This is a genomic window from Actinomadura sp. NBRC 104425 (genome assembly GCF_030269545.1).
GTDB classification, from domain to species: domain Bacteria; phylum Actinomycetota; class Actinomycetes; order Streptosporangiales; family Streptosporangiaceae; genus Spirillospora; species Spirillospora keratinilytica.
Window position 1 is genome coordinate 159,229 of the sequence record NZ_BSTN01000012.1, and the last position, 26,156, is coordinate 185,384.

Genomic DNA, 26,156 nt, shown 5'->3' on the forward strand with positions numbered 1-26,156 from the left:
GCAGCGGAGGTCGTGGCGGTGTGAGGGTTGTAAAGAGGGTGCCTTGCCTGGTGAAGTGGGGCACACCGAGGCGCCTTCCTCTGTCGCAAGCAAGGAGTACGCGTTGAGCCAGAGCCAAGAGACACTCTCGAACCTGCTGCAGGAGACGCGGCGCTTCTCTCCGCCCGCAGAGCTGGCCGAATCCGCGAACGTCACCGCCGAAGCGTACGAGGAGGCTGCCGCGGACCGGCTGGGCTTCTGGGCCCGGCAGGCCGAGCGGCTGACCTGGGCCAAGCGCTGGGACACGGTGCTGGACTGGAGCAACCCCCCGTTCGCCAAGTGGTTCGTGGGCGGCGAGCTGAACGTCGCCTACAACTGCGTGGACCGCCACGTCGAGGCGGGGCTGGGCGACCGGGTCGCCTACCACTGGGAGGGCGAGCCCGGCGACACCCGCACGATCACCTATGCCGAGCTCCAGCGGGAGGTGAGCAAGGCTGCCAACGCGCTGCTGGAGCTGGGCGTGCGCAAGGGCGACCGGGTGGCCATCTACCTGCCGATGATTCCCGAGCTGCCGATCTCGATGCTGGCGTGCGCGCGGATCGGCGCGACCCACTCGGTGGTGTTCGGCGGGTTCTCCGCCGACGCGCTGCGCACCCGCATCGACGACGCCCAGGCCAAGGTGGTCATCACCGCCGACGGCGGGTACCGGCGCGGCAAGCCGTCCGCGCTGAAGCCGACGGTGGACGAGGCCGTCAAGGACACCCCGTCGGTCGAGAAGGTCGTGGTGGTGCGGCGCACCGGCGAGCAGGTGGCCGAGAACCCCCGGGACGTGTGGTGGCACGACCTGGTGGAGCGGCAGTCGGACGAGCACACGCCGGAGCCGGTCGACGCCGAGCACCCCCTGTACATCCTGTACACGTCCGGGACGACCGGGAAGCCCAAGGGCATCCTGCACACCTCGGGCGGCTACCTCACCCAGACGGCCTACACCCACTACGCGGTGTTCGACCTCAAGCCGGAGACCGACGTCTACTGGTGCACGGCCGACATCGGCTGGGTGACCGGCCACTCCTACATCGTGTACGGGCCGCTCGCCAACGGCGCCACCAGCGTGCTGTACGAGGGGACGCCGGACACCCCGCACAAGGGCCGCTGGTGGGAGGTCATCCAGAAGTACAAGGTCACGATCTTCTACACCGCGCCGACCGCCATCCGCACCTGCATGAAGTGGGGCGACGACATCCCGGCCGGGTTCGACCTGTCGTCGCTGCGAGTGCTGGGCAGCGTGGGCGAGCCGATCAACCCCGAGGCCTACGTCTGGTACCGGGAGAACATCGGCGGCGGCCGCTGCCCCGTGGTCGACACCTGGTGGCAGACCGAGACCGGCGCCATCATGATCAGCCCGCTGCCGGGGGTGACCGCGGGCAAGCCGGGCGCGGCGATGCGGCCGCTGCCGGGCGTCGAGGCGGACGTGGTGGACGACCAGGCGCAGTCGGTGCCCAACGGCGGCGGCGGTTTCCTGGTGATCCGGGAGCCGTGGCCGTCGATGCTGCGCACCATCTGGGGCGACGACGAGCGGTACGTCAAGACGTACTGGTCGCGGTTCGACGGCCTGTACTTCGCCGGTGACGGCGCCAAGCGGGACGACGACGGCGACATCTGGCTGCTCGGCCGGGTCGACGACGTCATGCTGGTGTCGGGGCACAACATCTCCACCACGGAGGTGGAGTCGGCCCTGGTGTCGCACCCGAAGGTGGCCGAGGCGGCGGTGGTCGGCTCCACGGACCCGGTGACCGGCCAGGCCATCGTGGCGTTCGTGATCCCGCGCGGCAGCGCCGGCGAGGAGGTCGAGGGCGAGGACTTCGTGGCCGAGCTGCGCGGCCATGTCGCCAAGACGCTCGGCCCGATCGCCAAGCCCCGCCAGATCATGATCGTGCCGGAGCTGCCCAAGACCCGCTCCGGCAAGATCATGCGGCGGCTGCTGCGGGACGTCGCGGAGAACCGCTCGCTGGGCGATGTGACGACGCTCACCGACAGCTCCGTGATGGACCTGATCGCCCAGAAGCTCCCCAGCGCCAAGCCGGAGGACTGACCCGGAGCACACCGACCGGCCCGCCCGCGACTCTCCGCGACGCCTCGGCAGCCCAGCGGCTCTGCGAAGCCGCGGTGCGAAGCCGGACTGGGGACAGGCGCATCGAGGGCCTCTGGCGCGCGCTCACGCGCGCCAGAGGCCCTTTTCCGTGCCGCAGGGGAGCCCCCCAGCGGGATTCGATGACGACGGACGGACATATCGGACGATCATCTGGGTAGGCTGCCCGACAGGTGTGCCGGGAAGTCTGGTCGGCGACGGGCTGTTTCGTCCCGGCAGGCACGGCGGCGGACCGGTCCGTGGGTACGTGTCCGCCCGCTGTCACCATCGGGGGTTTCATGCAGCGCCGCGTCGCCGCGCTCTGGCCGCCTCGTCCCACCGCCCGCTACGCGCGCCACGTCGCCGAGGCGCTGCGGCTGGAGACCGTCGGCGGTTTCGTCATGCTGGCCGCCACACTGGCGGCGCTGCTGTGGACCAACTCGCCGTGGGCCGACGCGTACACGAGCCTTCAGAAGCTGGAGATCAGCCCGTCCTGGCTGCACCTCGGGCACATGGACCTGCAGCACTGGGCGTCCGGCGGGCTGCTGACGGTGTTCTTCTTCATCGCCGGGCTGGAGCTGCGCGAGGAGCTGACCCACGGGGAGCTGCGCGATCCGCGGGGCGCGGCGCTGCCGGTGCTCGCCGCCTGCGCGGGCGTGGCGCTGCCCGCGCTGATCTTCCTGGCGGTGAGCGCGGGAGTGCCGGGCGCGGCCCGCGGCTGGGCGGTGCCGACCGCCACCGACATCGCGTTCGCGCTGGCCGTGCTGGCGGTGATGTTCCCGGCGAGCCCGGCGCCGCTGCGCGTGTTCCTGCTGACGCTGGCAGTCGTCGACGACCTCATCGCCATCGCGATCATCGCGCTCTTCTACACCGAGCACCTGAGCGCGCCGCCGCTGCTGGCCGGGGTGGCACTGGTCGCGGTGTACGGGGTGTTGCAGAGGCGGAGCGTGCGCTCCCCGTGGGTCTACGTGCCGCTGGCGGTCCTGGCCTGGTACTTCGTGCACAAGAGCGGCGTCCACGCGACCGTGGCGGGCGTGGCGCTGGGCATGCTGACCTCGTCCAAGGAGACGGCGGGGTCGGAGCGGACGAACGCAGAGCAGGCCGACCACGTGCTGCGCCCGTTCTCGGCGGGCGTGTGCGTGCCGCTGTTCGCGTTCCTGTCGGCAGGGGTGACGTTGAACGCCTCGTCGCTGGGGGCCGTCGCCGCCGACCGCATAGCCCTGGGAGTGATCGCCGGGTTGGTGATCGGTAAATTCGTGGGCGTCCTGGGCGGCGCCTGGGCGGCCGTGCGGCTCGGCCTGGCGACGCTCGGGGAGGAGCTGCACTGGCGGGAGATCGCGGGCGTCGCGATGCTCGCCGGGGTCGGTTTCACCGTTTCCCTGCTGATCGGCGGTTTGGCCTATACCGACCCGGCACAATTCGAGAGAGTGACGACAGCGGTCCTGATCGCGAGCCTCGTCGCGTCGGCGGGCGCCACCATCGTCTTCCGGCGGCGGATGCGGGCGCGGGCGGAGGTCGCCGCCGACGCAGCGGACCGGTAGGACGGCATGGGCGGTCCGGACGTCGGCGCAGGCGGCCCCCCGGCTGCGTGTGCAGGCGGCCCGGCCGTGTGTACGCGGCCACATCCGGACCGCGGTGGTCATGCCGGGTGGCCGGACGAGCCGCCCGGCTGCCAGGCTGGCGCGCAGCCCCTGGGAGCCGGGGGCCTGGAAGGAGTAGCGATATGACCGAGGCACTGCCGGGCGAGCGGATCGAGGACAAATCCCTCGGCGAACTCGTCGCGTTGGCGTCGAGCAACATCTCCAACCTGGTCCGCGCCGAGATGGACCTGGCCAAGATGGAGTTGAAGGCCGACGCCAAGAAAGCCGCGCTGGGCGGGACGATGTTCGCGATCGCCGGGCTCATCGCCGGCCTGATCGTGATCCTGCTGTCCATGGCCGCGGCGTACGGCCTGGTCGCGCTGGGCATCTGGCACTGGGCCGCGTTCCTCATCGTGGCCGGCGTGTACCTGCTGCTGGCGCTGGCCCTGCTCGGCCTCGGCTACCTGCGCATCCGCAAGATCGACGGGGCCAAGCGCACCCGCCGCACGCTGCGCGACGACCTGTCGATGCTGCGGCACCGAGGCGACTCCGACACCCCCGCGCTGACGGACTGAGCACGCCATGCCCGGACACGACGGGTCGATCGTCGAGGTCGACGGGCCCTGGACGCACCGCGCGGTCAGCGCCGGCGGCACGCGCTTCCATGTCGCCGAGGCGGGGGAAGGGCCCCTGGTCCTGCTGCTGCACGGCTTCCCCGAGTTCTGGTGGTGCTGGCACCACCAGCTGGTGTCGCTGCCACGCGCGGGCTACCGGGCGGCCGCGGTGGACCTGCGCGGCTACGGCGGCAGCGACAAACCCCCGCGCGGCTACGACCTGGTGACCCTCGCCGGGGACGCGGCGGGGCTCGTCCGTGCGCTCGGGGAGGCCAACGCGATCGTCGTGGGCCACGACTGGGGCGGCCTGCTCGCGTGGACGATGGCCGTGTACCACCCCAAGGTCGTCCAGCGCCTGACCGTGGTGAGCGCGCCCCATCCGCTGCGCCTGAGGCAGGCCGTACGCAGCGACCTGCGCGGCCAGGCGTGGGCCGCCCGGCACACCTTCGGGTTCCAGCTGCCCGTGTGGCCGGAGCGGCGCCTCGTGCGCGACGACGCCGCGCTGGTGGGGCGGCTGCTGCACGAGTGGTCCGGCCCCGGGTGGCCCGACGAACGCACCGAACGCCTCCTGAGGAAGGCCGTGCAGATCCCGGGGGTGGCGCACTGCGCGCTGGAGTACCACCGGTGGCTCATCCGCTCCCAGCCGCGTCCGGACGGCATACGGTACGCCGCCCGTATGCGCAGCCCCATCCAGGCGCCCACGCTCCAACTGCACGGCTCCCTGGACACCTGCATGCTGCCCGCCTCCGCCCAGGGGTCGGGACGCTACGTGGAGGCGCCGTACCGCTGGAAGCTCATCGAGGGCGCGGGCCACTTCCCCCACCAGGAACGTCCCGAGACGTTCGACTCCCAGCTCATCGGCTGGCTCACCGACCCCGAACCCGAGCACTGACCCCCGCACCGCCCCTCGGCGCGATGACCGCTCGCGTACGGTGGGAGGCATGCGTGATCGGGACGAGGCGGGCAGGCCGCGCAACGCCCGTCCGCGTGACGCGTACGGGCGCCCCCTGCCGCGCGGCGCCGTGGGCGTGCCCACCCTGCCGGACGACCTGTCCCTCACCCCCGCGGAGGCGCTGACGGAGGCGCAGCGGCTGCTGGACGCCGACCGCCCCTTCCACGCGCACGAGGTCCTGGAGGCGGCATGGAAGTCCGCCGAGGAACCCGAACGCGAACTGTGGCGGGGCCTGGCACAGGTCGCCGTGGGCATCACCCATCTGCGGCGCGGCAACGCGCGGGGGGCCAAGGCCCTGCTGACCCGTGCCGCCGACCGCCTGGAGCCGTACGCGCCCGAACCACCGCACGGTGTCGACGTCACCGGTGTCGTACGGCAGGCCCGCTCGCTGGCGGCCCGGGCGGCGGATTCCAACGCCCCCGTCCGACTGCGGCTGACCTCGTCCCCGTAAGGTCCCGCGGTCAGTCGGAGCAGTTCTGGGTGGACACGGGGACGGTGGCCTGGGCGCCGAGGCGGGCGTCGGGGGCGACCTCCTCGGCGGTGAGGGCGTAGCCGGTGGACGGGGTGTCCAGCGCCGCGGCGAAGATGACCCCGTAGACGCGGCCGTCCGACGACAGCAGCGGCCCCCCGGAGTTGCCGGGCTCCACCGTCCCGCGGATGGCGTAGATCTCGCGGCTGACCTGGCCCGAGTGGTAGATGTCGGGGCCTTTGGCGGTCTGCCGGGCGCGGATGCGGGCCGACCCCGTGGTGAACGGCCGGTTCTTGGGGAACCCGGCGATGATGGCGTCGTCGCGCACCCGGGCGGGCCCGGCGAACTTCAGCGCGGGCGCCTGCAGGCCCGGCACGTACAGCACGGCGATGTCACGCTTGGGGTCGTACAGCACGACCCGGCCGCGCTCGGTGGTGCCGTTCAGCGACGCGATGGTGGACGAGCCGCGCGCCCCCGCCACGACGTGCGCGTTGGTCATCACCCGTTCGGGCGCGAACACGAAACCGGTGCCCTCGATCTTGCGCTGGCACTGCGGCGCGGTGCTGGTCACCTTGACGATGCTCTGCCGGGCGGCGCGCAGTGCCGGGGTCCGCAGGACCGCGTCGTTGGGCGGCGGCACCTCGGTCACCGACTCGCCGCCCAGGCCGTTGAACACCTGCGGGAACTCGCTGGCGGCCACGAACCGGCGGAAGGAGGCGAACCACGTCTGCGCCTGCTCGGGCATGACGTCGTTGACGCCGCCCAGGATCGCCGACCCGTTGACCTGCGTGCGCAGCGGCTTGAACTCCGAGCGCGCCACCAGGCTGCCGAAGAACCAGGCGACCAGCAGCAGGGAGACGGCGCTGACGACGGCGCCGCCGGCCGCGTCGACGGCGCGCGCGTTGATCCCGGTGACCCGGTTGCGCAGCACCGCGCCGACGGACGAGGCGATCAGCTGCCCGAACGTGGCGGCCAGGAACGCGATCACGATCGCCAGCAGCGCCTGCTGGGCCGCGCCGTCCACCGTCGCCTCGGCGATCGGCGGCGCCACCAGCACCCCGACGACCCCGCCGCCCACGAATCCCGCGAAGCTCAGCAGGCTGACGATGAACCCCTGCCGATAGCCCGAGACCGCGAACAACACGATCAACACGAGCAAGATCGCATCCAGAATGTGGTCGCCCAGCATCGCTTCACCGTATAGCGCGACGGCCCGTGTGCACGTCCCCTCGGTGGACCAGTTTGGACGGTGCCGCGTAGCCGCGCAGTGCGATTCGGGGCGATCACCGACCGTGCTCCGCGGAACGCCTGCCGCCCCGCGTCCGCACGGCCCCGCAGGTCATGCGCGCCGGGCGGGCCGCGGCGGACGCGGGCGCGGGCGGTCAGCCCCCGCCGGCCAGGTCCACGATCTCGCGGGGCAGGTCTTCCACGCGGCCGTCGTCCCAGGGGCGTTCCCAGCCGCCCGCGCGCAGCACCTGGGTGAGCACCTTGGCGGTGAACCCCCACACGAGCATGCCGCTGACCCGGAACGCCGGCCCGACGCGCAGGCCGTCCGGATAGCGGACGGTCAGCCGGTTGCCCGGATCGACCAGCTCGTCGATCGGCACGCGGGCGACCGTGGCGACCTCCCCGGGGTGGCCGGGCGCGATCTTCGACGGCGTGCGCCACCAGGCCGCCACGGGGGTGACCCGGTGGTTGCTGTGCCGCAGGTACAGCTCGGGCAGCGTGGTCAGCACCTGCACCCCCGACGGCTCCACGCCGGCCTCCTCCTGCGCCTCGCGCAGGGCAGCGCCGACCGGCCCGTCGTCGCCGGGGTCGATCCGGCCGCCGGGGAAGGCCGGCTGCCCGGCGTGCTTGGTGAGCGTGGCGGCCCGCTCGGTGAGCAGGATGTCCGGGCCGTGCGGCCCCTCCCCGAACAAGATCAGCACCGCCGCCGGACGCGCCGTCGCCGCCGGGCGCATCGCCGGCGGGACGGTCATCCGCGGCGCCTCCGCGAGGAACCGGTCGAGCCATGCCGGACAGGGGGCTGCAGTGTCGCTCACGCCTCTCCCAACCTGATCAGTACCTGCTTTGTTTCCCACCCTGGCAGCGCGACCGGGCGGAGGTCAGGAGAACGGGCCGGGCTTGACCAGCTTGCGGGCGGTCTCCTCGTCGGTCGGCCCCTCGCCGAAGGACGGGCACAGCCGGGCCAGAGCGCAGGCCCCGCAGGCCGGGCGGCGCGCGTGGCAGACGCGGCGGCCGTGCCAGATCAGCCGGTGCGACAGGATCGTCCACTCCTTGCGCGGGATCAGCTCGCCGACCTCGTGCTCGACCTTGACCGGGTCGGTCTCGGCGGTCCAGCGGAACCGGCGGGCCAGCCGCCCGAAGTGGGTGTCGACGGTGATCCCCGGCACGTCGAAGGCGTTGCCGAGCACGACGTTGGCGGTCTTGCGGCCCACGCCCGGCAGGGTGACCAGCTCGTCCAGGGTGCGCGGCACCGCGCCGCCGAACCGCTCGCACAGCTCCGCCGACAGGCCGATGACGGACCTGGTCTTGGCGCGGAAGAACCCGAGCGGCTTGAGGATGCGCTCGACGTCCTCGGGGTCGGCGGCGGCCAGCTGCTCGGCAGTGGGGTACTTGGCGAACAGCGCCGGGGTGGTCTGGTTGACCCGCACGTCGGTGGTCTGCGCCGACAGGACGGTGGCGATCAGCAGCTGGAACGGGTCGGCGAAGTTCAGCTCGCATTTGGCGTCGGGGTAGACCTCGGCCAGAACGCGGTTGATCTTCCGGGCGCGGCGTACGAGCGCCAGCCGGGTCTCCTGCCCGCGCCCCGCGTCGTCCGTGCTGCTCGCCATGCCGGCAAGAGTACGTCCTCCCCGGGGCCGCGGCCCCGGGAATGACCGCACGCCGTCCCGCCCCGCCGGCGCACCCGGCCGGCCCGCCGGTCCGTCCGCAATCGAGGTGGTCGCCGCGCACACCCCGCGATGACCTGCTTCGCGGGATTGTGACTCCCTCACCGGGCGGTCCGTACACTTGGTGCCGGAGGATCTGGCGTCTGAGCGGACTGGAGCGGTCCAGCTCTTCGCGGATGCCGGGGCGGAACCGGTACGCCGTGGGCCTGCCTTCACGTACGCGGTGGGACGTACGTCACACTATGCGTGTAGGTGTTTGTAGAAGGAGAAAGCGTGACCGACCGCGACGTGGACGTATTGAGCAGAGCCCCGCTGTTCGAGGCACTCGACGAGCAGGGCGCCAAGGCGCTTCGCGCCAACGTGACCGAAGTGCGGCTGGCACGCGGCCAGACGCTGTTCAACGAGAACGAGACGGGCGACCGCCTGTACGTCGTCCTGGAAGGCAAGATCAAGCTCACCCGCACCGCCCCCGACGGGCGGGAGAACCTGCTGAGCGTGCTCGGCCCCAGCGAGATGTTCGGCGAGCTGTCGCTGTTCGACCCGCGGCCGCGCACCGCCAGCGCCGTCGCGGTCACCGAGTGCCGTCTGGCCGGGCTCGGCCACGACGACCTGCGCCCCTGGCTGACCGGCCACCCCGAGGTCGCGGTGCAGCTGCTGCGCGCACTGGCCCAGCGGCTGCGCAAGACCAACGACGTGATGGCCGACCTGGTCTTCACCGACGTGCCCGGGCGCGTCGCCAAGGCCCTGCTCGACCTGGCCGAGCGGTTCGGCCAGCCCTCGGAGGCCGGGCTGCACGTCCACCACGACCTCACCCAGGAGGAGCTGGCCCAGCTCGTCGGCGCGTCCCGGGAGACGGTCAACAAGGCCCTGGCCGACTTCGCCCAGCGCAACTGGCTGCGGATCGAGGCGCGCGCCGTGGTCATCCTCGACATCGAGCGGCTGCGCAAGCGGTCCAAGTGAGGCGGTCTTCCGCAGGGTCGCGACCGCCCCGGCGATCTTGCGGGAGCGCCGGCCGCCCCCTGTTCCCCTCGCGGTTCACGCACCGGAGGAGCGCTCGTTGAGGTAGTCGAGCTGGGCCTGCACGGACCACTCGGCGGCCGGCCACAGGGACCGGTCGACGTCGGCGTAGACGCGTTCGACCACCTCCCGCGCCGTCCGGGCGCCGGCGGCCACGGCGGCCTCCACCTGGGCGAGCCGCTCGCGCCGGTGGGAGATGTAGTGGTCCAGGGCGACGATGGGGTCGTCCAGGCGCGGGCCGTGGCCGGGCAGGATGGTCGCCGCCTCCTGTTCCTCGGCGAACGCCCGCAGCCGGTCCAGGGACGCCAGGTAGTCCCCCAGCCTGCCCTCGACGACCGTGGTGCCGTACCCGAGGACGGTGTCCCCGGTGAGGACGGCGCGGTCGGCGGGCAGCCAGAACGTCAGCGAGTCGTTCGAATGGCCGGGCGTCTCCAGGACGCGCAGTTCCAGGCCCCCGGTGGTGACGACGTCGCCTTCGGCCAGCCCTTCGTCGCCGAGCCGGTGGCGGGGGTCCAGCGCCCGCACGGGGACCGCGCCGCCGCGTCGTCCGGCCGCCTCCGCGGCGAGTTCGGCGAACCGCTTGGCGCCCGCCGCGTGGTCGGGATGCCCGTGCGTGAGCAGGACCAGCCCCACGCGGCGCCCCTGCGACGCGACGGTGCGCACGACGCGCTCCAGGTGCTTGCCGTCCTTGGGGCCGGGGTCGATGACGACCGCCTCTTCCGCACCGGGCTCGGCGACGATCCAGGTGTTGGTGCCGTCCAGGGTCATCGGTGACGGGTTCGGCGCCAGCACGCAGAACGCTCGTTCCGTACCCATCCCATCGATCTCGCTCATCTCACCCATCCTGCCGGTCGCTGAGCGCAGACCCAGCCGCCGCCCCAGCCGGTCCAGCCGCGCCAGGTGGCGCGGCGCCGACGTGCCCGCCAGCCACCTCGTCAGCTCCCGGACCGGCCACCGGACGAGCCGACGGCGCACGACCGCTCATCCCCGCGGGTAGTGGCGGGCCGTCTCGGGCGGCAGCACCAGGTACGCCTCCCCGTCGATCACCTCCGCCGTCGGCTCGTGGGTGACGATCTCGCGGCGGGCCGCCAGCACGTCCGCGACCGTCCGATAACCGGCCAGTTCCGACAGGGTGGCCAGGGTCGGGGGCATCAGGAACCACTCACCCGCCTGCGCCCGCCGTATCGCGTCCTCGGGCCGCACCCACGTCACCCGGTCGGCCTCGGTGCTGACGTCGCCGGCGCGCTGCCCCGGCGGGATCGCGGCGACGAAGAACCGCGTGTCGTAGCGCTTCGGCTCGATCGCCGGCGTGATCCAGTGCGCCCACGGCCGCAGCAGGTCCGAGCGCAGCACCAATCCGCGCCGGTTCAGCATCTCGGCCAGCGACACGGTGCGGGCGAGCAGCGCCTGCCGGTCGGCCTCCCACGCCTGGCCGCGGGTGTCGTCCACGACGGCAGTCCCGGCGGGCCCGGCAAGCAGGATCAGGCTCTCCTCGAACGTCTCGCGCACGGCCGCGCACACCAGCTCGCGCGCCAGCTTCTCCCCGGCCCCGAAGGCGGCGCCCCACTCCGCCGGGGACGGCCCGGCCCAGGCGATGTCCGCGTCGCCGTCGCGCGGGTCGACCGACCCGCCGGGGAACACGTACGCCCCCGGGGCGAACGCCATCGAGGACACCCGCCGCAGCATGAACACCTGAAGCCCGTGCTCGGGGTGGTCCCGCAGGACGACCACGGTCGCGGCGTCCCTGGGCGTCGCCGGCTCGATCCGTCCGGCGCGCATGCCCTCGATCCGCTCCACGAACTGATGCGGGAGCTTCAGCCCGTTCACCATCGGCCGGCCCGGGGCGTGTGGCGGGACGTCCCGCCATGGACTACTCGACTGATCCCCATGGCGGCTAATTCGGACATACCGAATGCCGTTCCGTCAAGCCCCGGCCGCCGGCGGGGCGTGCCGCTGCGACGGCCGCGGTTGCCGCACGGGCGCGGCCGCGGCCGTCGGCGGACGTCATTCGACCTCGGCGATGAGCTCCACCTCGACGGGCGCGTTCAGCGGCAGCACCGCCACGCCGACCGCGCTGCGCGCGTGCCGGCCCGCGTCCCCGAACACCGCGCCCAGCAGGTCGCTGGCCCCGTTGACGACCTTCGCCTGGTCGTAGAAGTCCGGCGCGCTGGCCACGAACCCGACGACCTTGACAATGCGCCGGACCCGCGCCAGCTCCCCCGTCTCGGCGCGCAGCGCGGCCATCGCGTTGAGCGCGCAGATCTTGGCCTGCTCGACGGCCTCCTCAAGGCTGACCTCGGCACCGACCTTGCCGGTGACCGGCAGCTTGCCGCCGACCATCGGCACCTGCCCGGCCGTGTAGACCAGGGAGCCGGTGCGGACCGCCGGCACGTAGGAGCCCGCCGGCGCGACGACCTCGGGCAGCTCCAGCCCCAGATCGCGCAGCCGCTCCTCGGGCGTCACTTCGGCTGCACCTCGCGCTTGAAGTAGGCCACCAGGTTCTCGGGGTTGGGCCCCGGCAGGACGGTGACGAGCTCCCACCCGTCCTGGCCCCAGTTGTCGAGGATCTGCTTGGTCGCGTGCACCAGCAGCGGAACGGTCGCGTACTCCCACTTCTTCATGGCCACCCAGCCTAGCGACCGCCCCTCCCGCGGCCCGCCCGGTCCTCGGGCGGCGTCAGACGCGGGAGGCGTCGTAGCGGTCGCGTGCCGCGTGGATCTGCCCGATGTGCTCGTCGGCCCACGCTTTGATCGCCGCCAGCAGCGGGACGATGCGCTCCCCGAGCGGCGTAAGGGAGTAGCTGACCTGCACCGGCACCGCGGGAGTGACGTCGCGTGCCACGAAACCGTCGCGTTCCAGGGTGCGCAGCGTCTGGGTGAGCATCTTGGCGCTGGCGCCGGGCAGGGCCCGGGCGAGTTCGGCGTAGCGGAGCGGCCCGTCGGCCAGCCGGGACAGCACCAGCGACACCCACTTGGACCCGATGATCTCCAGCAGTTGGTGGGACGGGCACATCGCCATGTACTCGTCGAACGCGGCCTTGGCGGCCTCGCGGCGCTGCGCGGCGGTCATCGTCGCCATCTGCGAATTCACCTCCGGGTGCCGAACGCACTTGCAGGTAACTCCTTCCGGGGCGCCGGCTGTTCCGGCGAAGGTGGCCGGTGCGGGGTTCTCCCGCGCAACCACGTGTCGACCATGGAGTTCGATATGCGTGCGATCATCGTCAAGGCGCCCGGCGGGCCGGAGGCGCTGCAGGAGGCCGACCTTCCCGAGCCCGTGCCGGGACGCGGCCAGGTGCGGATCAGGGTGGCCGCGGCTGCGGTCAATCCGGTGGACGTGGGCGTCCGGGCCGGGGCCATGACGGCCAACGGCCTGATGCCCCGGCCGGGTGAGCCGGGCGCGCGGGAGGCGTTCGGCCTGGGCTGGGACGTCGCCGGCACCGTCGACGCCGTGGGGCCGGACGTCGAGCACCTGGCCGTGGGCGACGAGGTCTTCGCGCTCAAGGACCGCTTGGACGTCCCCTCGGGCACCCATGCGGAGGCCGTCGTACTGGACGCGGACGCCGTGGCGCAGGCGCCGCGTTCCGTCGACGCCGTGCACGCCGCCACGGTGCCGCTGAACGGGCTGACCGCGCTGCAGGCGCTGGACCTGCTCGACCTCCCGCCGGGGGCCGCGGTGCTCGTCACCGGGGCGGCCGGCGCGGTCGGCGGATACGCGGTGGAACTGGCGGTGCAGCGCGGCCTGCGCGTGGTGGCGACCGCGTCGGCCGGCGACGAAGCCCTGGTGCGCTCCTTCGGCGCGGAGCACTTCGTACCGCGCGGGGCGCATCTCGGCGACGCCGTCCGCCAGATCGTTCCGGGCGGAGTGGACGGCGCGCTGGACGCCGCCGTGACCGGACTGGAGGTCCTGGAGGCGGTGCGCAGCGGCGGCGCGTTCGTCGCGGTGCTCGGCGGTGACGCGGTGCCGCCCCCGCTGCGCGGCATCCGCGTGGAGAACGTGTGGGTCCGCGCAGACGCCACGCAACTGGCCCACCTGGCAGCACTGGTCGACGCCGGACGACTGACACCCCGGGTAGCTCGGACACTGCCGCTGTCCAAGGCCGCCGAGGCACACCGCCTCATGGAGCAGGGCGGCCTGCGGGGACGACTCGTGCTCACGCCATAGCCGCCGTCCCCCGCAGAAGCCCCCGCCCCACTGCGCGGCATCCGCATAGACAACGTGCGGGCCCTGTGCAGACACCACACAACTCACCCACCTAGCGGCACCAACCGACGGCCAAACGGCCAACACCCCGGCCGCTGCCACAGACCGCCAAGACACACCGCCTCACGGAGCAGGGCGGCCTACGGGGACGACTCGTGCTCACGCCATAGCCGCCGTCCCCCCGCGGAGGTCTTCGCGGTCACTCCGCTGGGGACTCCCCTGCGGACTCCTCAGGGGTCTCCCCGGCGGACGGGTGGGCGTCGGCGATGCCCCGCGGGGAGTCGGCGGAGGAGCCCGACAGCTCCTCGGGGGCCTTGCGCGCGGGCTGGTCCAGGCCGACGACAGGAGGGACGTCCTTGGTCGACTGCAGCGCCGGGCCGCTCTCGGCGGCCTTGGCGAGTTCCTCCTCGGCCTTGGCGAGGCGCTCGCCGAGGTCGGGCTTGCCCTCGCCGGTGGACGGGGACGCGGAGGCCGGGGCCATCCGGTCGAAGAAGCGCAGCAGCTCCACCGGGAACGGCATGATCAGCGTGCTGTTCTTCTCCGCCGACACGTCCACCACCGTCTGCAGCAGCCGCAGCTGGAGGGCCGCCGGGTCCTGCGACATGATCTCGGCGGCCGCGGCCAGCCGCTTGGACGCCTGGAACTCGCCGTCCGCCGCGATGATCCGGGCGCGGCGTTCGCGTTCGGCCTCGGCCTGGCGGGCCATGGAGCGCTTCATGCCCTCCGGCAGCGACACGTCCTTGATCTCGACGCGTTCGATCCGGATGCCCCAGGGGCCGTCGGTGATCTCGTCCATGATCGCGCGCAGCCGCATGTTGATCTTCTCGCGCTCGCCCAGCAGCTCCTGCATGTCGGTCTGGCCGATCACCGAACGCAGCGAGGTCTGCCCGATCTGGGACACCGCGTACCCGTAGTTCTGCACGTTGACGATGGCCTTCACCGGGTCGATCACCCGGAAGTAGACCACCGCGTCGACCCGCACGGACACGTTGTCCTGGGTGATGCCCTCCTGCGCGGGCACGTTCATCGTGACCGTCTGCCGGTTCACCTTCTGCATCCGCTCCACGATCGGGATGATCGCGGTGAGGCCGGGGGGCCGGACCGCGCCGGGACGCAGCCGGTCGCCGCGCCGCACCTGCCCGAACCGGAACACGATGCCGTGCTCGTACTGTTGCACCACCTTGACGGCCGACCCGGCGGTCAGCAGCGCGATGAAGGCGACGACGAAGACGATGGTGAGGATTACCGCCATCACGGGCACCTTTCGATAGACAAGGCCCGATAGACAAGGCCCGAACCCGCGGGCCCCGCCGGACTCCTGCGCGACGGCGTGCGAGGCGCACCGGGCGCCTGCAGCTCCGTCCCGGGACGGCGGGCCGATTCAGGGGGCGCCCAGGCCGCTGCGGTCTGGCCTCCCCCGGGGACGGCTCGACCGGTCAGGCAGGCGGAATCCGAGGGATCGGTCCCACGTTTCCTACCCAACCTCCGGGGCACGGCCCACACAACGGCCGGAAAGGGGGACTCGGCTGGGGCGCGGCACCGTGTCAGGAATCACTTGCATAGGGGCCGGGCACCCCCTCGGGTACTTGCCGAGCGAACGATATGGTCAATCGAGTGAGCGCGAGAGACACCGACTGGGACGGCGTGCGCCTGCACGTGGTCACGGGCAAGGGCGGCACCGGCAAGACCACGGTCGCCGGCGCCCTGGCGCTGGCACTGGCCGCCGGGGGCCGGAAGGTCCTGCTGGTCGAGGTCGAGGGACGGCAGGGCATCGCCCAGCTCTTCGACTGCGCGCCGCTGCCGTACGAGGAGCGCCGGGTCGCCGTCGCCCCGGACGGCGGCGACGTCTACGCGCTCGCCATCGACACCGAAGAGGCGCTCATCGAGTACCTCGAGATGTTCTACAACCTCAAGCGGGCCGGCAAGGCCATGACCCGGCTCGGCGTGGTCGACTTCGTCACCGCGATCGCCCCCGGCCTGCGCGATGTGATCCTCACCGGGAAGACCTCCGAGGCCGTCCGCCGCCGCGACCCCTCCGGCGCGTTCGTCTACGACGCGGTGGTCATGGACGCCCCGCCCACCGGCCGCATCTGCAAGTTCCTCAACGTCAACGAGGAGGTGTCCGGCCTGGCCAAGGTGGGCCCGATCCGCAACCACGCCGACACGGTCATGCGGGTGGTGCGCAGCCCCGAGACGGTGGTGCACTTCGTCACGCTGCTGGAGGAGATGCCCGTCCAGGAGGCCATGGACGGCATCGCCGAGCTGCGCCAGGTCGGGCTGCCGGTCGGCGGCGTGATCGTCAACATGGAGCATCCGCCGCTGCTGGACGAGGAGGCGCTGGCCGCCGCCGGCAACGGCGAACTGGACACCGACGCGATCGTCCGCGGACTCAAGGCCGCCGGGCTGGAACACGATGCCGAGACGATCGCCGTCGGCCTGGCCGCCGAGGCCGCCGAGCACGCCCGGCGCACCGCGCTCCAGCGCCGCGAGATGGAGCGCCTGCGGACCCTCGACCGCCCGCGCTACGTCCTGCCGCTGCTGCCCGACGGCATGGACCTGGCGGGCCTGTACGACCTGGCGCAGGCCCTGCGCGACCAGGGTGCGGCATGACCAGCTGCGGAAGGGACGGCCTGAGATGAGCCCCACCGGCAAGACGCCGCCGGTCCTGGACGTGGACGCGCTGCTCGACGACCCCCGCACGAAGATCATCGTGTGCTGCGGGTCGGGCGGCGTCGGCAAGACCACCACCGCCGCGGCGCTCGGCCTGCGCGCCGCCGAACGCGGCCGCGACGTCGTCGTGCTCACCGTCGACCCGGCGCGCCGGCTGGCCCAGTCCATGGGCCTGTCGGAGCTGGACAACAACCCGCGCCGCATCGACATCGACGGCGACGGCGAGCTGCACGCCATGATGCTCGACATGAAGCGCACCTTCGACGAGATCGTCGAAGCGCACGCCGACCCCGACCGGGCCCGGCAGATCCTCGCCAACCCGTTCTACCAGTCGCTGTCGTCCAGCCTGTCGGGCACGCAGGAGTACATGGCGATGGAGAAGCTCGGGCAGCTGCACCGCTCGGGCGCCTGGGACCTCATCGTCGTCGACACCCCGCCGTCGCGCAACGCGCTCGACTTCCTCGACGCCCCCGCCCGCATGGGCCGGCTGCTGGACGGCCGGTTCATGAAGATCCTGGCCGCGCCCGCCAAGACCGGCGGCCGGTTCGGCGTCAAGGTGCTCAGCGCCGGGTTCGGCATGTTCACCGGCGTGCTCAACAAGGTGCTCGGCATGCAGCTGCTGCGCGACGTGCAGACGTTCGTCGCCGCGTTCGACACGATGTTCGGCGGGTTCCGCGAACGCGCCGAGAAGACGTTCCAGCTGCTGCAGACGCCCGGCACCGCGTTCCTGGTGGTGGCCGCGCCCGAGCCGGACGCGCTGCGCGAGGCGTCCTACTTCGTCGAACGCCTGGCCGAGGAGCGCATGCCGCTCGCCGGACTGGTCGTCAACCGCGTGCACGAGTCGGCGGCCGACGGGCTGTCGGCCGCGCGCAGCCTGGCCGCCGCCGAGACGCTGCAGGAACGCGGCGACCATCCGCTCACCGCCGCGTTGCTGCGCATGCACGCCGACCGTATGCAGGTCGCCGCGCGCGAGGAGCGGCTGCGCGAGCACTTCGCCTCCACGCACCCGACCGTCCCGGTGACGACCGTGCCCGCGCACGCCGAGGACGTCTGCGACCTGGACGGCCTGCGCCTCATCGGCGAAGACCTGGCCCGCACCGAACCCGCCGAGGCCGCCTGACCGGCCGCCGGCACCTGGCGAAAAGCGCATACGGTCGTGGGTGCGCACCAGCACCGATGCGCACCCACGACCGCTGTCGATTGGTTGGACCCTGCCGATCGGGTACCCGGAGAACCGGGCCCCGGCCCGCCTATTGCCGCCGGAGCGGCGAGACGACGTCAGCCGGCGACGAGTGCCTTCTCCTTGGAAGCCTCGACCCGCCGCTCGTACGCCTCCTTGGCGTTCTCCAGCAGTTCGCGCCACGATTTCACGTCCGGACGCCGACGCAGCAGGGCTCGCCGCTCACGCTCGGTCATCCCACCCCAGACTCCGAACTCGATCCGGTTGTCGAGAGCGTCGGCGAGACACTCCGTCCGCACCGGGCAGCCGCGGCAGATCAGCTTGGCTCGGTTCTGCGCTGCTCCCTGCACGAACAGGGCGTCCGGATCCGCGTTACGGCAGGCGGCGCGGGCGGTCCAATCCGTGATCCACATCTTGGCCCCACTCCCCTAGGGTCTGTGTCGATTTGCGCTCCTTGGCCAGACGGGCGCGGACGTCAGGCCGCCAAACGAAAGCCGTGGGGAAGAACTTACGGAAGCGAGGGGGGAATCAACAGCCCCCGATGGGCCCATTCTCGATATAGCCCGGCAGGGCCATACCGCCGGAACGGACTAGTTACCTCTCCTTGACGCGCGAGGTAGCACGTCGGTTGACAGCACGCGAGTGATCAGGCCGGGCGATCGGACCAGGCTGATCACCCCGGGCCGGGTCCGTTGTGATACGCAGTGGTCATGTACGGGACGAGTGAGCTGTCCCGTATGCACTGCTCGTCCCGCGTAACCTAGGGTTCGTGCAGAAAGAACGTCGAGCGCGCGCCGTCTCCACGCTCCTACGACTGGTCGGAACCGGCGTCGTCGCCGGTGTGCTGGTGGCGTTCATCGCGCTGCCGGGTGTCGGCAGCGTCGGACTCACCGCCCGGGACGCCGCCAACAACTTCCAGGACATGGACAGCACCCTGAAGACGACGCCGCCGTCGGAGAAAACGGTGGTGTACGACGCCAGCGGGCAGCCGATCGCAACGTTCTTCGACAAGTACCGCGAGTCGGTGCGGCTCGACCAGGTCGCCCCCGTCATGAAGCAGGCGATCATCGACATCGAGGACTCGCGCTTCTACCAGCACGGCGCGCTCGACCTGAAGGGCACCATCCGCGCGTTCGCCTCCAACGTCGAGTCCGACCAGACGCAGGGCGGCTCCACGCTGACCCAGCAGTACGTCAAGAACCTGCTGGTCGACAGCGCCAAAACGCAGGAGGAGTACCTGGAGGCCACCGCGCCGACGGTCGGCCGCAAGCTGCGCGAGCTTCGTTACGCGCTCGACATCGAAAAGCGCATGACGAAGAACCAGATCCTGGAGGGCTACCTCAACATCGCCTACTTCGGCGCCGGCGCGTACGGCGTGCAGGCCGCGGCCAAGCGGTACTTCAGCAAGCCCGCCTCCGAGCTGAAGCTCGAAGAGGCGGCGCTGCTGGCGGGCATCACCCAGAACCCGACCGCCTACGACCCGATCCGCAACCCCAAGGACGCGCGCAAGCGCCGCGACACCGTCCTCTACCGCATGCAGCAGCTCGGGCACATCACCAAGGCGCAGGCCGACGCCGCCGCGGCCAAGCCCATCGAGCTGAACCGCACCGAGCCGGTCGGCGGCTGCGAGACCAGCAAGGCGCCGTTCTTCTGCGAGTACGTCAAGTACGACATGCTCAACGTCCTGTCCGACGGCAAGTACTGGGAGATGAGCCCGAAGGAGCAGCAGGACGTCGTCAACAAGCTCAACCGCGGCGGCTACACGATCCGCACCACCCTCGACATGAAGGCCCAGCGCGCCCTCGACAGCGCGGTGCGCTCGCGGGTGTCCCCCACCGGCAACCGGGTCGCGGTCGAGGCGATGGTCGAACCGGGCACCGGGCACCTCAAGGCGCTCGGGCAGAGCAAGCGGTTCGGCGCGGGCAAGGGCCGCACCGCCATCAACCTGGCCGCCGACCGCTTCCACGGCGGCGGCAGCGGCGTGTCCGCCGGATCGACGTTCAAGGTGTTCACCCTGGCCGCCGCGCTCGAAGAGGGCATCCCGGTCAGCACCACCATCAACTCCCCGCAGACCACCACGATCAGCGGCTACCAGCCGTGCCGGATGCCGAACGGCAAGATGCTCGGCGGCGGCTCTTGGACGATGAGCAACGCCGGCGACAGCGAGGCGGGCACTTTCAACCTCAAAACCGGCACCTGGCACTCGGTCAACACCTTCTACGCCGCGCTGGAGAAGCGCGTCGGCGTCTGCGACGCGGTGAAGATGGCCGAGAAGTTCGGGATGAAGAAGGCCACCGGCGCCCCGCTCGACCCGTACCCCTCCCAGGTGCTGGGCACCAACGACATCGACATGGTGCACCTGGCCGCCGCGTACGCCGGGTTCGCCGCCCGCGGCAAGTACTGCGCGCCGGTCTCGATCACCGAGGTCATCGACAACGAGGGCAAGAAGCTCAAGCTGCCCAAGTCCGAGTGCCGCCAGGCCGTCGACACGGCCGTGGCCGACAAGGTCAACGAGATCCTGCAGGGCGTGCTGACCAAGGGCACCGCGGCGGGCCAGGGCATCGGCCGCCCCGCCGCCGGCAAGACCGGCACCTGCGAGGAGTTCACCTGCGCGGTCTTCGCCGGCCACACCCCCAACCTCGCCGCCGCCGTCGCCTACTACGACTTCCGCGGCCCGTGGCAGTACAAGGTGTACGGCGTCTACGGCGCCGACATCCCCGCCCCCATCTGGGCGCAGAGCATGCGCAACGCCCTGGCGGGCGAGCCCGCCCCGGGCTTCTCCCGTCCCATCCGCGACTTCGGCGACTCCGTCAAGGTCCCCGACCTCAAGGGCATGTCGGTCGAGCAGGCCCGGCGCGCCCTGGAGGGGGCCGACCTGAAGATGCGGCTGGCCCCCCGCGGCATCGCGTCCGACCAGCCCCGCGGCTCGATCGCCGCGTCGTCCCCCGACGCGGGCACCGAGGTGGAGCCCGGCACCACCGTCACTGTCTACCAGAGCGAGGGCAGCAACCGCCCCAACCCCCAACGCCCCGGTCGAGACAACCCCGGGCAGGGCGGATGGCCCTTCCCCTGGCCCCAGGGCCGCAACCAGGACTGACGCTTGAGCACAACGGAAACGCCCCCCTGCCGGATGCGCGGCCGGGGGGCGTTTCCGTGCTCGCATCTGGAGCGGTGAGCGGCGGCAGTAGTGACTTCGCGGCCGCGACCTGCGAACCGGCCGATCAGGCGGGCTGCCGGCGTCGGCGGTCACCCGGGTTCGACGAGCTCGCCGTCCGCTACCAGGCCACCGTCCACATCGCCGCCATCAACGAATGGCTCCGGCCGACTCTGGAAGCGGGCCCTAGCCGCCGGCGAGTTGCCGCTTGACCTCCGCCGCGACGCGCCCGCCCTCGGCGCGTCCCGCGACCTTGGGGTTCACGGCCTTCATGACCTGCCCCATCGCCTTGGGCCCCGCCGCGCCCGTCTCGGCGATCACGTCGGCGACCAGGGCGGACAGCTCCTCGTCGGTCAGCTGGGCGGGCAGGTACTGCTCCAGCACCGCGCCCTCGTCCCGCTCGGCCTGTGCCTGCTCCTCGCGTCCGGCGCCGGCGAACGCGGCGGCGGCCTCCCGGCGCTTTTTGGCCTCCCGGCTCAGCACCTTGACCACGTCCTCGTCGGACAGTTCGCGGGCCTTCTTGCCGGCGACCTCCTCGTTCCGCACGGCGGTCAGCGCCATGCGCAGCGTGCGGGTGCGCACCTCGTCCCGCGCCTTGATCGCGGTGGCGAGGTCGCCCTCCAGCTTCTCCTTGAGCTTCATGGTCACATCATGCCCGCGGAACCCCCGCCGTCTCACAGGAATAAATCCGCGACGGTTCGGCCGGGACGCGGTTGTCTGGGACGATGGGAGGCGAATCGAAGGGGCCCGGAGGGAGAACCGTGCGAAAGCTGTATGCCGTCCCCATGGGGCTGGTGGGCGCCGGCGCCGCCACGTTCGGCTATGCCTCGCTGATCGAGCGCAACTGGTTCCGCTTGCGCCGCTTCGAAGTACCCGTGCTGCCGCCCGGCCGTCCCTCCGTCAAGATCCTGCACATCTCCGACGCGCACCTGACGCCCGGCCGCCAGCGCCTCATCCACTGGGTGCGCTCCCTGGACGCCCTCGAGCCCGACCTGGTGGTCAACACCGGCGACTCCATCTCCCACCGCGACTCCATCGGCCCGTTCCTGGACGCGCTGGGCCCCCTGCTCGACCGCCCCGGCGTCTTCGTCTACGGCTCCAACGACCTGTACTCCCCCGTCTTCAAGAACCCCCTGCGCTACATCTGGCGCACCAGCCGCCGCGACTACGCCCGCCGCCGCCGCGAACCCGACCTCCCCTACCGCGAGCTGGGCTCGTCCCTCCAGGCCGCGGGCTGGCTCGACCTCAACAACCGCATCGGCCGCCTCAAGGTCGGCGAACTGGACATCGAGTTCGGCGGCATCGACGACTCCCACATCAACCGCGACCGCTACGACAAGATCGCCGGCCCGGTCGACCCGCAGGCCGACGTCCACCTGGCCGTCATGCACTCCCCCGAACCCCGCAACATGGACCGTTTCGTCGCCGACGGCTACGACCTGCTCCTGGCGGGCCACACCCACGGCGGCCAGGTCTGCGTCCCCTTCTACGGCGCCCTGGCCACCAACTGCGGCATCGACCGCCCCCGCGTCAAGGGCCTGCACCGCCACAAGGGCGCCTGGCTGCACGTCTCCGCCGGCCTCGGCACCTCCCCGATGGCCCCGATGCGCTTCTGCTGCCCGCCCGAGGCGTCCCTGCTCACCCTCGTCCCGCGCCGGCCGGGCGGATAATAGGGACGCACCACTCCGCAGGATCCGCTAAAGTGGTCAAGGCGCCGGGAGCACGTACGACTCCCGGGCAGCCACCACCGGGGTGTAGCGCAGCTTGGCAGCGCGCTTCGTTCGGGACGAAGAGGTCGTGGGTTCAAATCCCGCCACCCCGACAGAGAAACAGCAGGTGAGACAGGGTCTCGGAGATCACTTCGGGGCCCTTCTCCGTTCTCTGGGGCCGCGGGGAGCCAACCGGGGAGCCATTGTCACCCGACTTACGCGACGTTCCCGGCCCCTGTGCCCGGTCGGCTTCGACCGCGGTTGCCTCCTGGCGTGCGCGTTGGTCGCGCAGGGGCCGTGACCGCGTGAGCCGGTTGGACGATCGTCCGACGCGACTTCCTGGTCTTGGTGTCACCGCCGGCACGAACCGACCGGCAGACCATGACGTGCGGAGGGATGGTCCGTGGCGGTGCCGTCGTGGGCGAGTTCAGGCGGTTGGCCGCCTCGGCGAGCAGCAGGTGGCTGGCGACGACAGCGCAGAGTGTCGGTTGGGTCGGGTTTGCCGGTTGTACCTACTAGTATGTACGCTCGCGGCGTGGAGACGAGGGAACGACTCATCGAGGCCACACGTGAGCTGCTGTGGGAGCGCGGCTACGTGGGCACCAGTCCCAAGGCGATCCAGGCGCGGTCCGGGGTGGGGCAGGGCAGCATGTACCACCACTTCCAGGGGAAACCCGACCTGGCGCTCGCTGCGATCCGGCGCAGCGCCGACGAGTTGCGGGCTCGGGCGGAGACCGAGTTCGCCCGCCCCGGCACCGTGGTGGAGAGAATCTCCGCGTTTCTACGGCGGGAACGCGACGTGCTCAAGGGCTGCCCGATCGGCCGTCTCACCCAGGACCCCGACGTGATGGCAGACCCGGACCTGCGGAGGCCGGTCAAGGAGACCTTCGCGTGGCTCACCGACCGGCTGGCAGGCCTGCTGGCCGAGGGGCGGGCGAACGGGGAGTTCGGCGCCGCGCTCGACCCCGTGGCCACGGCCACGGCGCTGGTCGCGGTGCTGCAAGGCGGCTACGTGCTGGCCCGCGCCGCCGACTCGGCCGAGGCCTTCGGACGGGCGGTCGACGGTGCCCTCGGCCTGCTCGCCGCCGAGGTACGCCGTCCCTGACACCGACCTCTTAGGAAAGGATCCTGATGCGCATCGAACACTCGACGGTTCACTCCGCCCCGGCCGGACGGTTCACCGGGGAGGTGTGGGCGGACGAGATCGTCTCTGGAGATTCGTCGGCCGGACCGCGGGCGATGAGCGTGCGTTTCGCACCGGGCGCCCGCACCGCCTGGCACACCCACCCTCGCGGACAGGTGCTGCGCGTCACCGAGGGCATCGGACGCGTGCAGCGCAAGGGCGGCGCGGTGACCGAAATCCGGCCCGGCGACACCGTGTACGTCGACCCCGGAGAGGTGCACTGGCACGGCGCGGCACCGCACTCGTTCATGACCCACCTGGCGTTCCAGGAGGCGGACCCGCAAGGCATCACCACCGAATGGCTGGACCAGGTCACCGACGCCGAATACCAGGGAAGTGACATCGTCCGGGAGCATCTGGTGACCGGCGATCTCACCGGCACAGGGCACCGGATCGACCGCGTCGAGCTGTACCAGATCACCATCCCGCCGGGACAGGCCGCCGGTGTCCACACGCATCCCGGCGGAGTCATCGGCCATGTCACCGGCGGCCGGATCATCTTCGAACTGGAGGGGCGGCCCGCACGGGAGCTGAGCGCCGGAAGCGCCTTCTTCGAGCCGCCGGGCGCGACCGTCCATCGTTTCGACAACGCCTCGCCCAGCGAGCCGGCGACCCTCGTCGCGTGCTATCCGCTCACCGGCGACGAGCCGCTGATCCAGCCGCTCTGACACCGGCATGCCCTTCGTCCCACGTCAACGCACTACACGCCAACGACGACCGGGTGGCTGTCCCGCTGCTGCACGGCGAGGCGGCCAAGCGGGCCGCTGGCCTGCCGGCCGGCATCTGCGGCCAGTTCACGGGTTGGCTTTGGCCATGCTGCCGACCCAGGCACCGGAGAGGGCGACATGGCATTCAGGCGGGTGGCTGCACCGCCGTCACTCGGGCCGGTCGGTACAGCGTTCGGCCACGTTGCGGCGTCGGCCGGGCGGCCGCATCTGAAACGGACGGCCGCCATCCCGGTGCGCGGCGGGACCCGCTCGCGAATGGCGGCGAAGCCACGAACCGCAGACGCGGCGAACGACCCGGCTGCCGTCCCAAGACTGAATGCCAAGATGCACCGGGCATGGCCCAGCTGTGCTGATCGGGGACGTTGGTGACAGGCGACACGCTGTGGGCCATTTTTGAACGACGAGAGGGCCTTTTGGTTTCGGTGTGGATTGCGACATCTCCCACCGACGGCGGTCTGCTGGTGGTAGTCTCATTTCTTCGGCAGGGTGCCGTGGAATCGTCCAACCGTGCCGTTGGCAGGGTCGGCGTGGCCTGATGGCCATCTCGATGTAAGTGGTGCGACCGGCGTCGGCGATTCCCATCGCCGTGTGGGCGCCGTCTCCGCCTTGGTGCGCTTCTGGTGGGACGCCGCCCGTCGCGACGGCCCGTAGGCGGTCAACGCCAACGCTTCGGCCTTGCCGCTGCGGCCCTCTCGTGGGCGTGAATGCATCTGCCTGATCACGCGGATTGCGGGGGACGGAGAATCGGGGCCATGGATGTTGTCGGGCTTCTTCGCCGAGCGGCCCATGCCGTTCCCGCAGCGGTCGCTGCCGACGGGGGCGTGACCACAGTCGACGCTCGCGAGTATCTCGACCATGACGAGTGGGAGACTGCGCTCGGCATACTCGTCGAGCTCGGCGAGGCGTTCACTGCGGAAGCCTCGTTCTGGGATGTTCTGGCACAGGCCGCACGTCAGATGGGGCTTGAGCGGACCGAAGCCTGGTGCCACTGGCGGCGCGGGGAAGTCCTCCACGGCGTCATTCGTGCCGACCTTCAGCTGGTGCCCCCTGACGATCCGGGTGGGCGGCGCACCCCCATCCCCGGCCCGGGGGTCCTCCGCCCCCTGTGGCATCTCGGGGACGTCACCGCAGTGGGCGAGCCCGAGCTGTACGTGGCGCGACTCTGGGTCGAGCGCGCATCCGAACTCCCACCAGGCGCGCGCGGCTCTGTTCGTCTGGCTCCCCTCAGCCCCACGCGGTGGCGCCGTCTGGCTCCCGGAGACGTGATCACCATGCATGAGCGGAAGCCCGTCGCCGGAACGGCGACGATCATCCAGGTGGATTTCCCCGACGGCACCGGTTGAGTCCGTCAGCGGCTCGTCCCCGGACGCTGTCACCACAGGTCGTAATCGGCCGCCGCACTGATCTGACCAGGTCGTGTTCACACCCCTCGCCGTAGCGATCAATGGTTGGCGACGCCTGGTTTCGCTCCCTGGGGGCACGCTCGGCATGCGACGGGCCTGACGCAGTTGGTGAGAACAGACCTGTCCAAAGGCGTGTGGCTGTGGCGGACGGTGTCATGCGGCGGGGCTGCTCGAGGTCGCCGTCGGATTCTTGTTCGGCTCGGTGGGGGCGGGAACCGCATCGAAACCGCGTGCGGGTGATGCGGAGGAGCGGCTCCGTTGTGGTGGTCCAGGGGGCGCCTGGGCCGGTTTTTGGGCCG

General features: G+C 71.6%; 25 protein-coding genes and 1 tRNA gene. 15 read left to right on the forward strand and 11 right to left on the reverse strand.

Going from position 1 to position 26,156, the window contains the following annotated elements; translation table 11 throughout:
- The first annotated feature begins 103 nt into the window (after positions 1-103).
- The 5 genes from acs to QSK22_RS19795 all read left to right on the forward strand — a co-directional run bounded on the left by acs (position 104) and on the right by QSK22_RS19795 (position 5,704).
- On the forward strand, positions 104-2,071 hold the full coding sequence (acs, locus tag QSK22_RS19775) for an acetate--CoA ligase (RefSeq protein WP_285495721.1): 1,968 nt from the start codon (positions 104-106) through the stop codon (positions 2,069-2,071).
- A gap of 335 nt (positions 2,072-2,406) precedes the next feature.
- Complete coding sequence (gene nhaA, locus QSK22_RS19780; RefSeq protein ID WP_285495722.1) at positions 2,407-3,648, forward strand: Na+/H+ antiporter NhaA; 1,242 nt, start codon at positions 2,407-2,409, stop codon at positions 3,646-3,648.
- 182 nt (positions 3,649-3,830) lie between these two features.
- A complete protein-coding gene (locus QSK22_RS19785; protein ID WP_285495723.1) occupies positions 3,831-4,262 on the forward strand; it encodes a phage holin family protein in 432 nt (143 codons plus the stop codon).
- A 7-nt stretch (positions 4,263-4,269) separates the two neighbouring features.
- Complete coding sequence (locus tag QSK22_RS19790; RefSeq protein WP_285495724.1) at positions 4,270-5,193, forward strand: alpha/beta fold hydrolase; 924 nt, start codon at positions 4,270-4,272, stop codon at positions 5,191-5,193.
- A 49-nt stretch (positions 5,194-5,242) separates the two neighbouring features.
- Entirely contained in the window at positions 5,243-5,704 is a 462-nt protein-coding gene (locus QSK22_RS19795) for a DUF309 domain-containing protein (RefSeq protein WP_285495725.1), read from the forward strand.
- A gap of 10 nt (positions 5,705-5,714) precedes the next feature.
- On the opposite strand, the gene QSK22_RS19800 is transcribed toward QSK22_RS19795, so the two are convergent.
- From QSK22_RS19800 to nth, 3 genes are all read right to left on the reverse strand, one after another.
- Positions 5,715-6,911, reverse strand: coding sequence for a MarP family serine protease (locus tag QSK22_RS19800; RefSeq protein ID WP_285495726.1), 1,197 nt, complete (start codon positions 6,909-6,911; stop codon positions 5,715-5,717).
- A 193-nt stretch (positions 6,912-7,104) separates the two neighbouring features.
- Positions 7,105-7,701 carry an NUDIX hydrolase gene (locus tag QSK22_RS19805; RefSeq protein ID WP_502872339.1) on the reverse strand — a complete coding sequence of 199 codons (597 nt, stop codon included), beginning with the start codon at positions 7,699-7,701 and terminating at the stop codon, positions 7,105-7,107.
- A 126-nt stretch (positions 7,702-7,827) separates the two neighbouring features.
- The gene (gene nth / locus QSK22_RS19810) at positions 7,828-8,556 is read right to left on the reverse strand and encodes an endonuclease III (protein WP_285495728.1); all 729 of its coding nucleotides are present in this window, start codon (positions 8,554-8,556) and stop codon (positions 7,828-7,830) included.
- Between the two features lie 330 nt (positions 8,557-8,886).
- Between nth and QSK22_RS19815 the strand changes: the two genes are divergently transcribed.
- A complete protein-coding gene (locus tag QSK22_RS19815) occupies positions 8,887-9,573 on the forward strand; it encodes a Crp/Fnr family transcriptional regulator (RefSeq protein ID WP_285495729.1) in 687 nt (228 codons plus the stop codon).
- 75 nt (positions 9,574-9,648) lie between these two features.
- On the opposite strand, the gene QSK22_RS19820 is transcribed toward QSK22_RS19815, so the two are convergent.
- The 5 genes from QSK22_RS19820 to QSK22_RS19840 form a co-directional block, all read right to left on the reverse strand.
- Entirely contained in the window at positions 9,649-10,464 is an 816-nt protein-coding gene (locus tag QSK22_RS19820; protein ID WP_285495730.1) for an MBL fold metallo-hydrolase, read from the reverse strand.
- A gap of 147 nt (positions 10,465-10,611) precedes the next feature.
- Entirely contained in the window at positions 10,612-11,460 is an 849-nt protein-coding gene (locus tag QSK22_RS19825; protein WP_285495731.1) for an NUDIX hydrolase, read from the reverse strand.
- A 174-nt stretch (positions 11,461-11,634) separates the two neighbouring features.
- Positions 11,635-12,093 (reverse strand): RidA family protein, encoded by a 459-nt coding sequence (locus QSK22_RS19830; RefSeq protein WP_285495732.1) that lies wholly within the window; start codon positions 12,091-12,093, stop codon positions 11,635-11,637.
- Complete coding sequence (gene sp36, locus QSK22_RS19835; RefSeq protein WP_285495733.1) at positions 12,090-12,251, reverse strand: Sp36 family protein; 162 nt, start codon at positions 12,249-12,251, stop codon at positions 12,090-12,092. Before sp36 ends, QSK22_RS19830 begins: the two co-directional genes overlap by 4 nt.
- Positions 12,252-12,306: 55 nt before the next feature.
- Positions 12,307-12,708 carry a winged helix-turn-helix transcriptional regulator gene (locus QSK22_RS19840; protein ID WP_285495734.1) on the reverse strand — a complete coding sequence of 134 codons (402 nt, stop codon included), beginning with the start codon at positions 12,706-12,708 and terminating at the stop codon, positions 12,307-12,309.
- Positions 12,709-12,834: 126 nt separating this feature from the next.
- Between QSK22_RS19840 and QSK22_RS19845 the strand changes: the two genes are divergently transcribed.
- The gene (locus QSK22_RS19845; RefSeq protein WP_285495735.1) at positions 12,835-13,791 is read left to right on the forward strand and encodes an NADP-dependent oxidoreductase; all 957 of its coding nucleotides are present in this window, start codon (positions 12,835-12,837) and stop codon (positions 13,789-13,791) included.
- A 238-nt stretch (positions 13,792-14,029) separates the two neighbouring features.
- On the opposite strand, the gene QSK22_RS19850 is transcribed toward QSK22_RS19845, so the two are convergent.
- Positions 14,030-15,082, reverse strand: a complete 1,053-nt coding sequence (locus QSK22_RS19850) for a slipin family protein (protein ID WP_285495736.1) — start codon at positions 15,080-15,082, stop codon at positions 14,030-14,032.
- A 362-nt stretch (positions 15,083-15,444) separates the two neighbouring features.
- Here QSK22_RS19850 and bagA point away from each other — a divergent pair, with 362 nt between their 5' ends.
- Positions 15,445-16,440, forward strand: a complete 996-nt coding sequence (gene bagA, locus QSK22_RS19855) for an ATPase BagA (RefSeq protein WP_285495737.1) — start codon at positions 15,445-15,447, stop codon at positions 16,438-16,440.
- A gap of 25 nt (positions 16,441-16,465) precedes the next feature.
- Positions 16,466-17,620: an ATPase BagB gene (bagB, locus tag QSK22_RS19860; protein WP_285495738.1), complete on the forward strand. Its 1,155-nt coding sequence runs from the start codon at positions 16,466-16,468 to the stop codon at positions 17,618-17,620.
- 158 nt (positions 17,621-17,778) lie between these two features.
- On the opposite strand, the gene QSK22_RS19865 is transcribed toward bagB, so the two are convergent.
- Positions 17,779-18,093 (reverse strand): WhiB family transcriptional regulator, encoded by a 315-nt coding sequence (locus tag QSK22_RS19865; RefSeq protein WP_285495739.1) that lies wholly within the window; start codon positions 18,091-18,093, stop codon positions 17,779-17,781.
- A gap of 356 nt (positions 18,094-18,449) precedes the next feature.
- Between QSK22_RS19865 and QSK22_RS19870 the strand changes: the two genes are divergently transcribed.
- A complete protein-coding gene (locus QSK22_RS19870; RefSeq protein ID WP_285495740.1) occupies positions 18,450-20,777 on the forward strand; it encodes a penicillin-binding protein in 2,328 nt (775 codons plus the stop codon).
- A 243-nt stretch (positions 20,778-21,020) separates the two neighbouring features.
- Here the strand turns inward: QSK22_RS19870 and QSK22_RS19875 are convergent, their stop codons facing one another.
- On the reverse strand, positions 21,021-21,476 hold the full coding sequence (locus QSK22_RS19875; protein ID WP_285495741.1) for a GatB/YqeY domain-containing protein: 456 nt from the start codon (positions 21,474-21,476) through the stop codon (positions 21,021-21,023).
- Positions 21,477-21,595: 119 nt separating this feature from the next.
- Here QSK22_RS19875 and QSK22_RS19880 point away from each other — a divergent pair, with 119 nt between their 5' ends.
- From QSK22_RS19880 to QSK22_RS19900, 5 genes are all read left to right on the forward strand, one after another.
- Positions 21,596-22,504, forward strand: a complete 909-nt coding sequence (locus QSK22_RS19880) for a metallophosphoesterase (RefSeq protein WP_285495742.1) — start codon at positions 21,596-21,598, stop codon at positions 22,502-22,504.
- 78 nt (positions 22,505-22,582) lie between these two features.
- Positions 22,583-22,656: transfer RNA gene (locus QSK22_RS19885), tRNA-Pro, on the forward strand.
- A gap of 422 nt (positions 22,657-23,078) precedes the next feature.
- A complete protein-coding gene (locus tag QSK22_RS19890; RefSeq protein ID WP_285495743.1) occupies positions 23,079-23,648 on the forward strand; it encodes a TetR/AcrR family transcriptional regulator in 570 nt (189 codons plus the stop codon).
- A 26-nt stretch (positions 23,649-23,674) separates the two neighbouring features.
- Positions 23,675-24,394: a (R)-mandelonitrile lyase gene (locus QSK22_RS19895; RefSeq protein WP_285495744.1), complete on the forward strand. Its 720-nt coding sequence runs from the start codon at positions 23,675-23,677 to the stop codon at positions 24,392-24,394.
- 812 nt (positions 24,395-25,206) lie between these two features.
- Complete coding sequence (locus QSK22_RS19900; RefSeq protein WP_285495745.1) at positions 25,207-25,797, forward strand: hypothetical protein; 591 nt, start codon at positions 25,207-25,209, stop codon at positions 25,795-25,797.
- Positions 25,798-26,156: the final 359 nt, after the last annotated feature.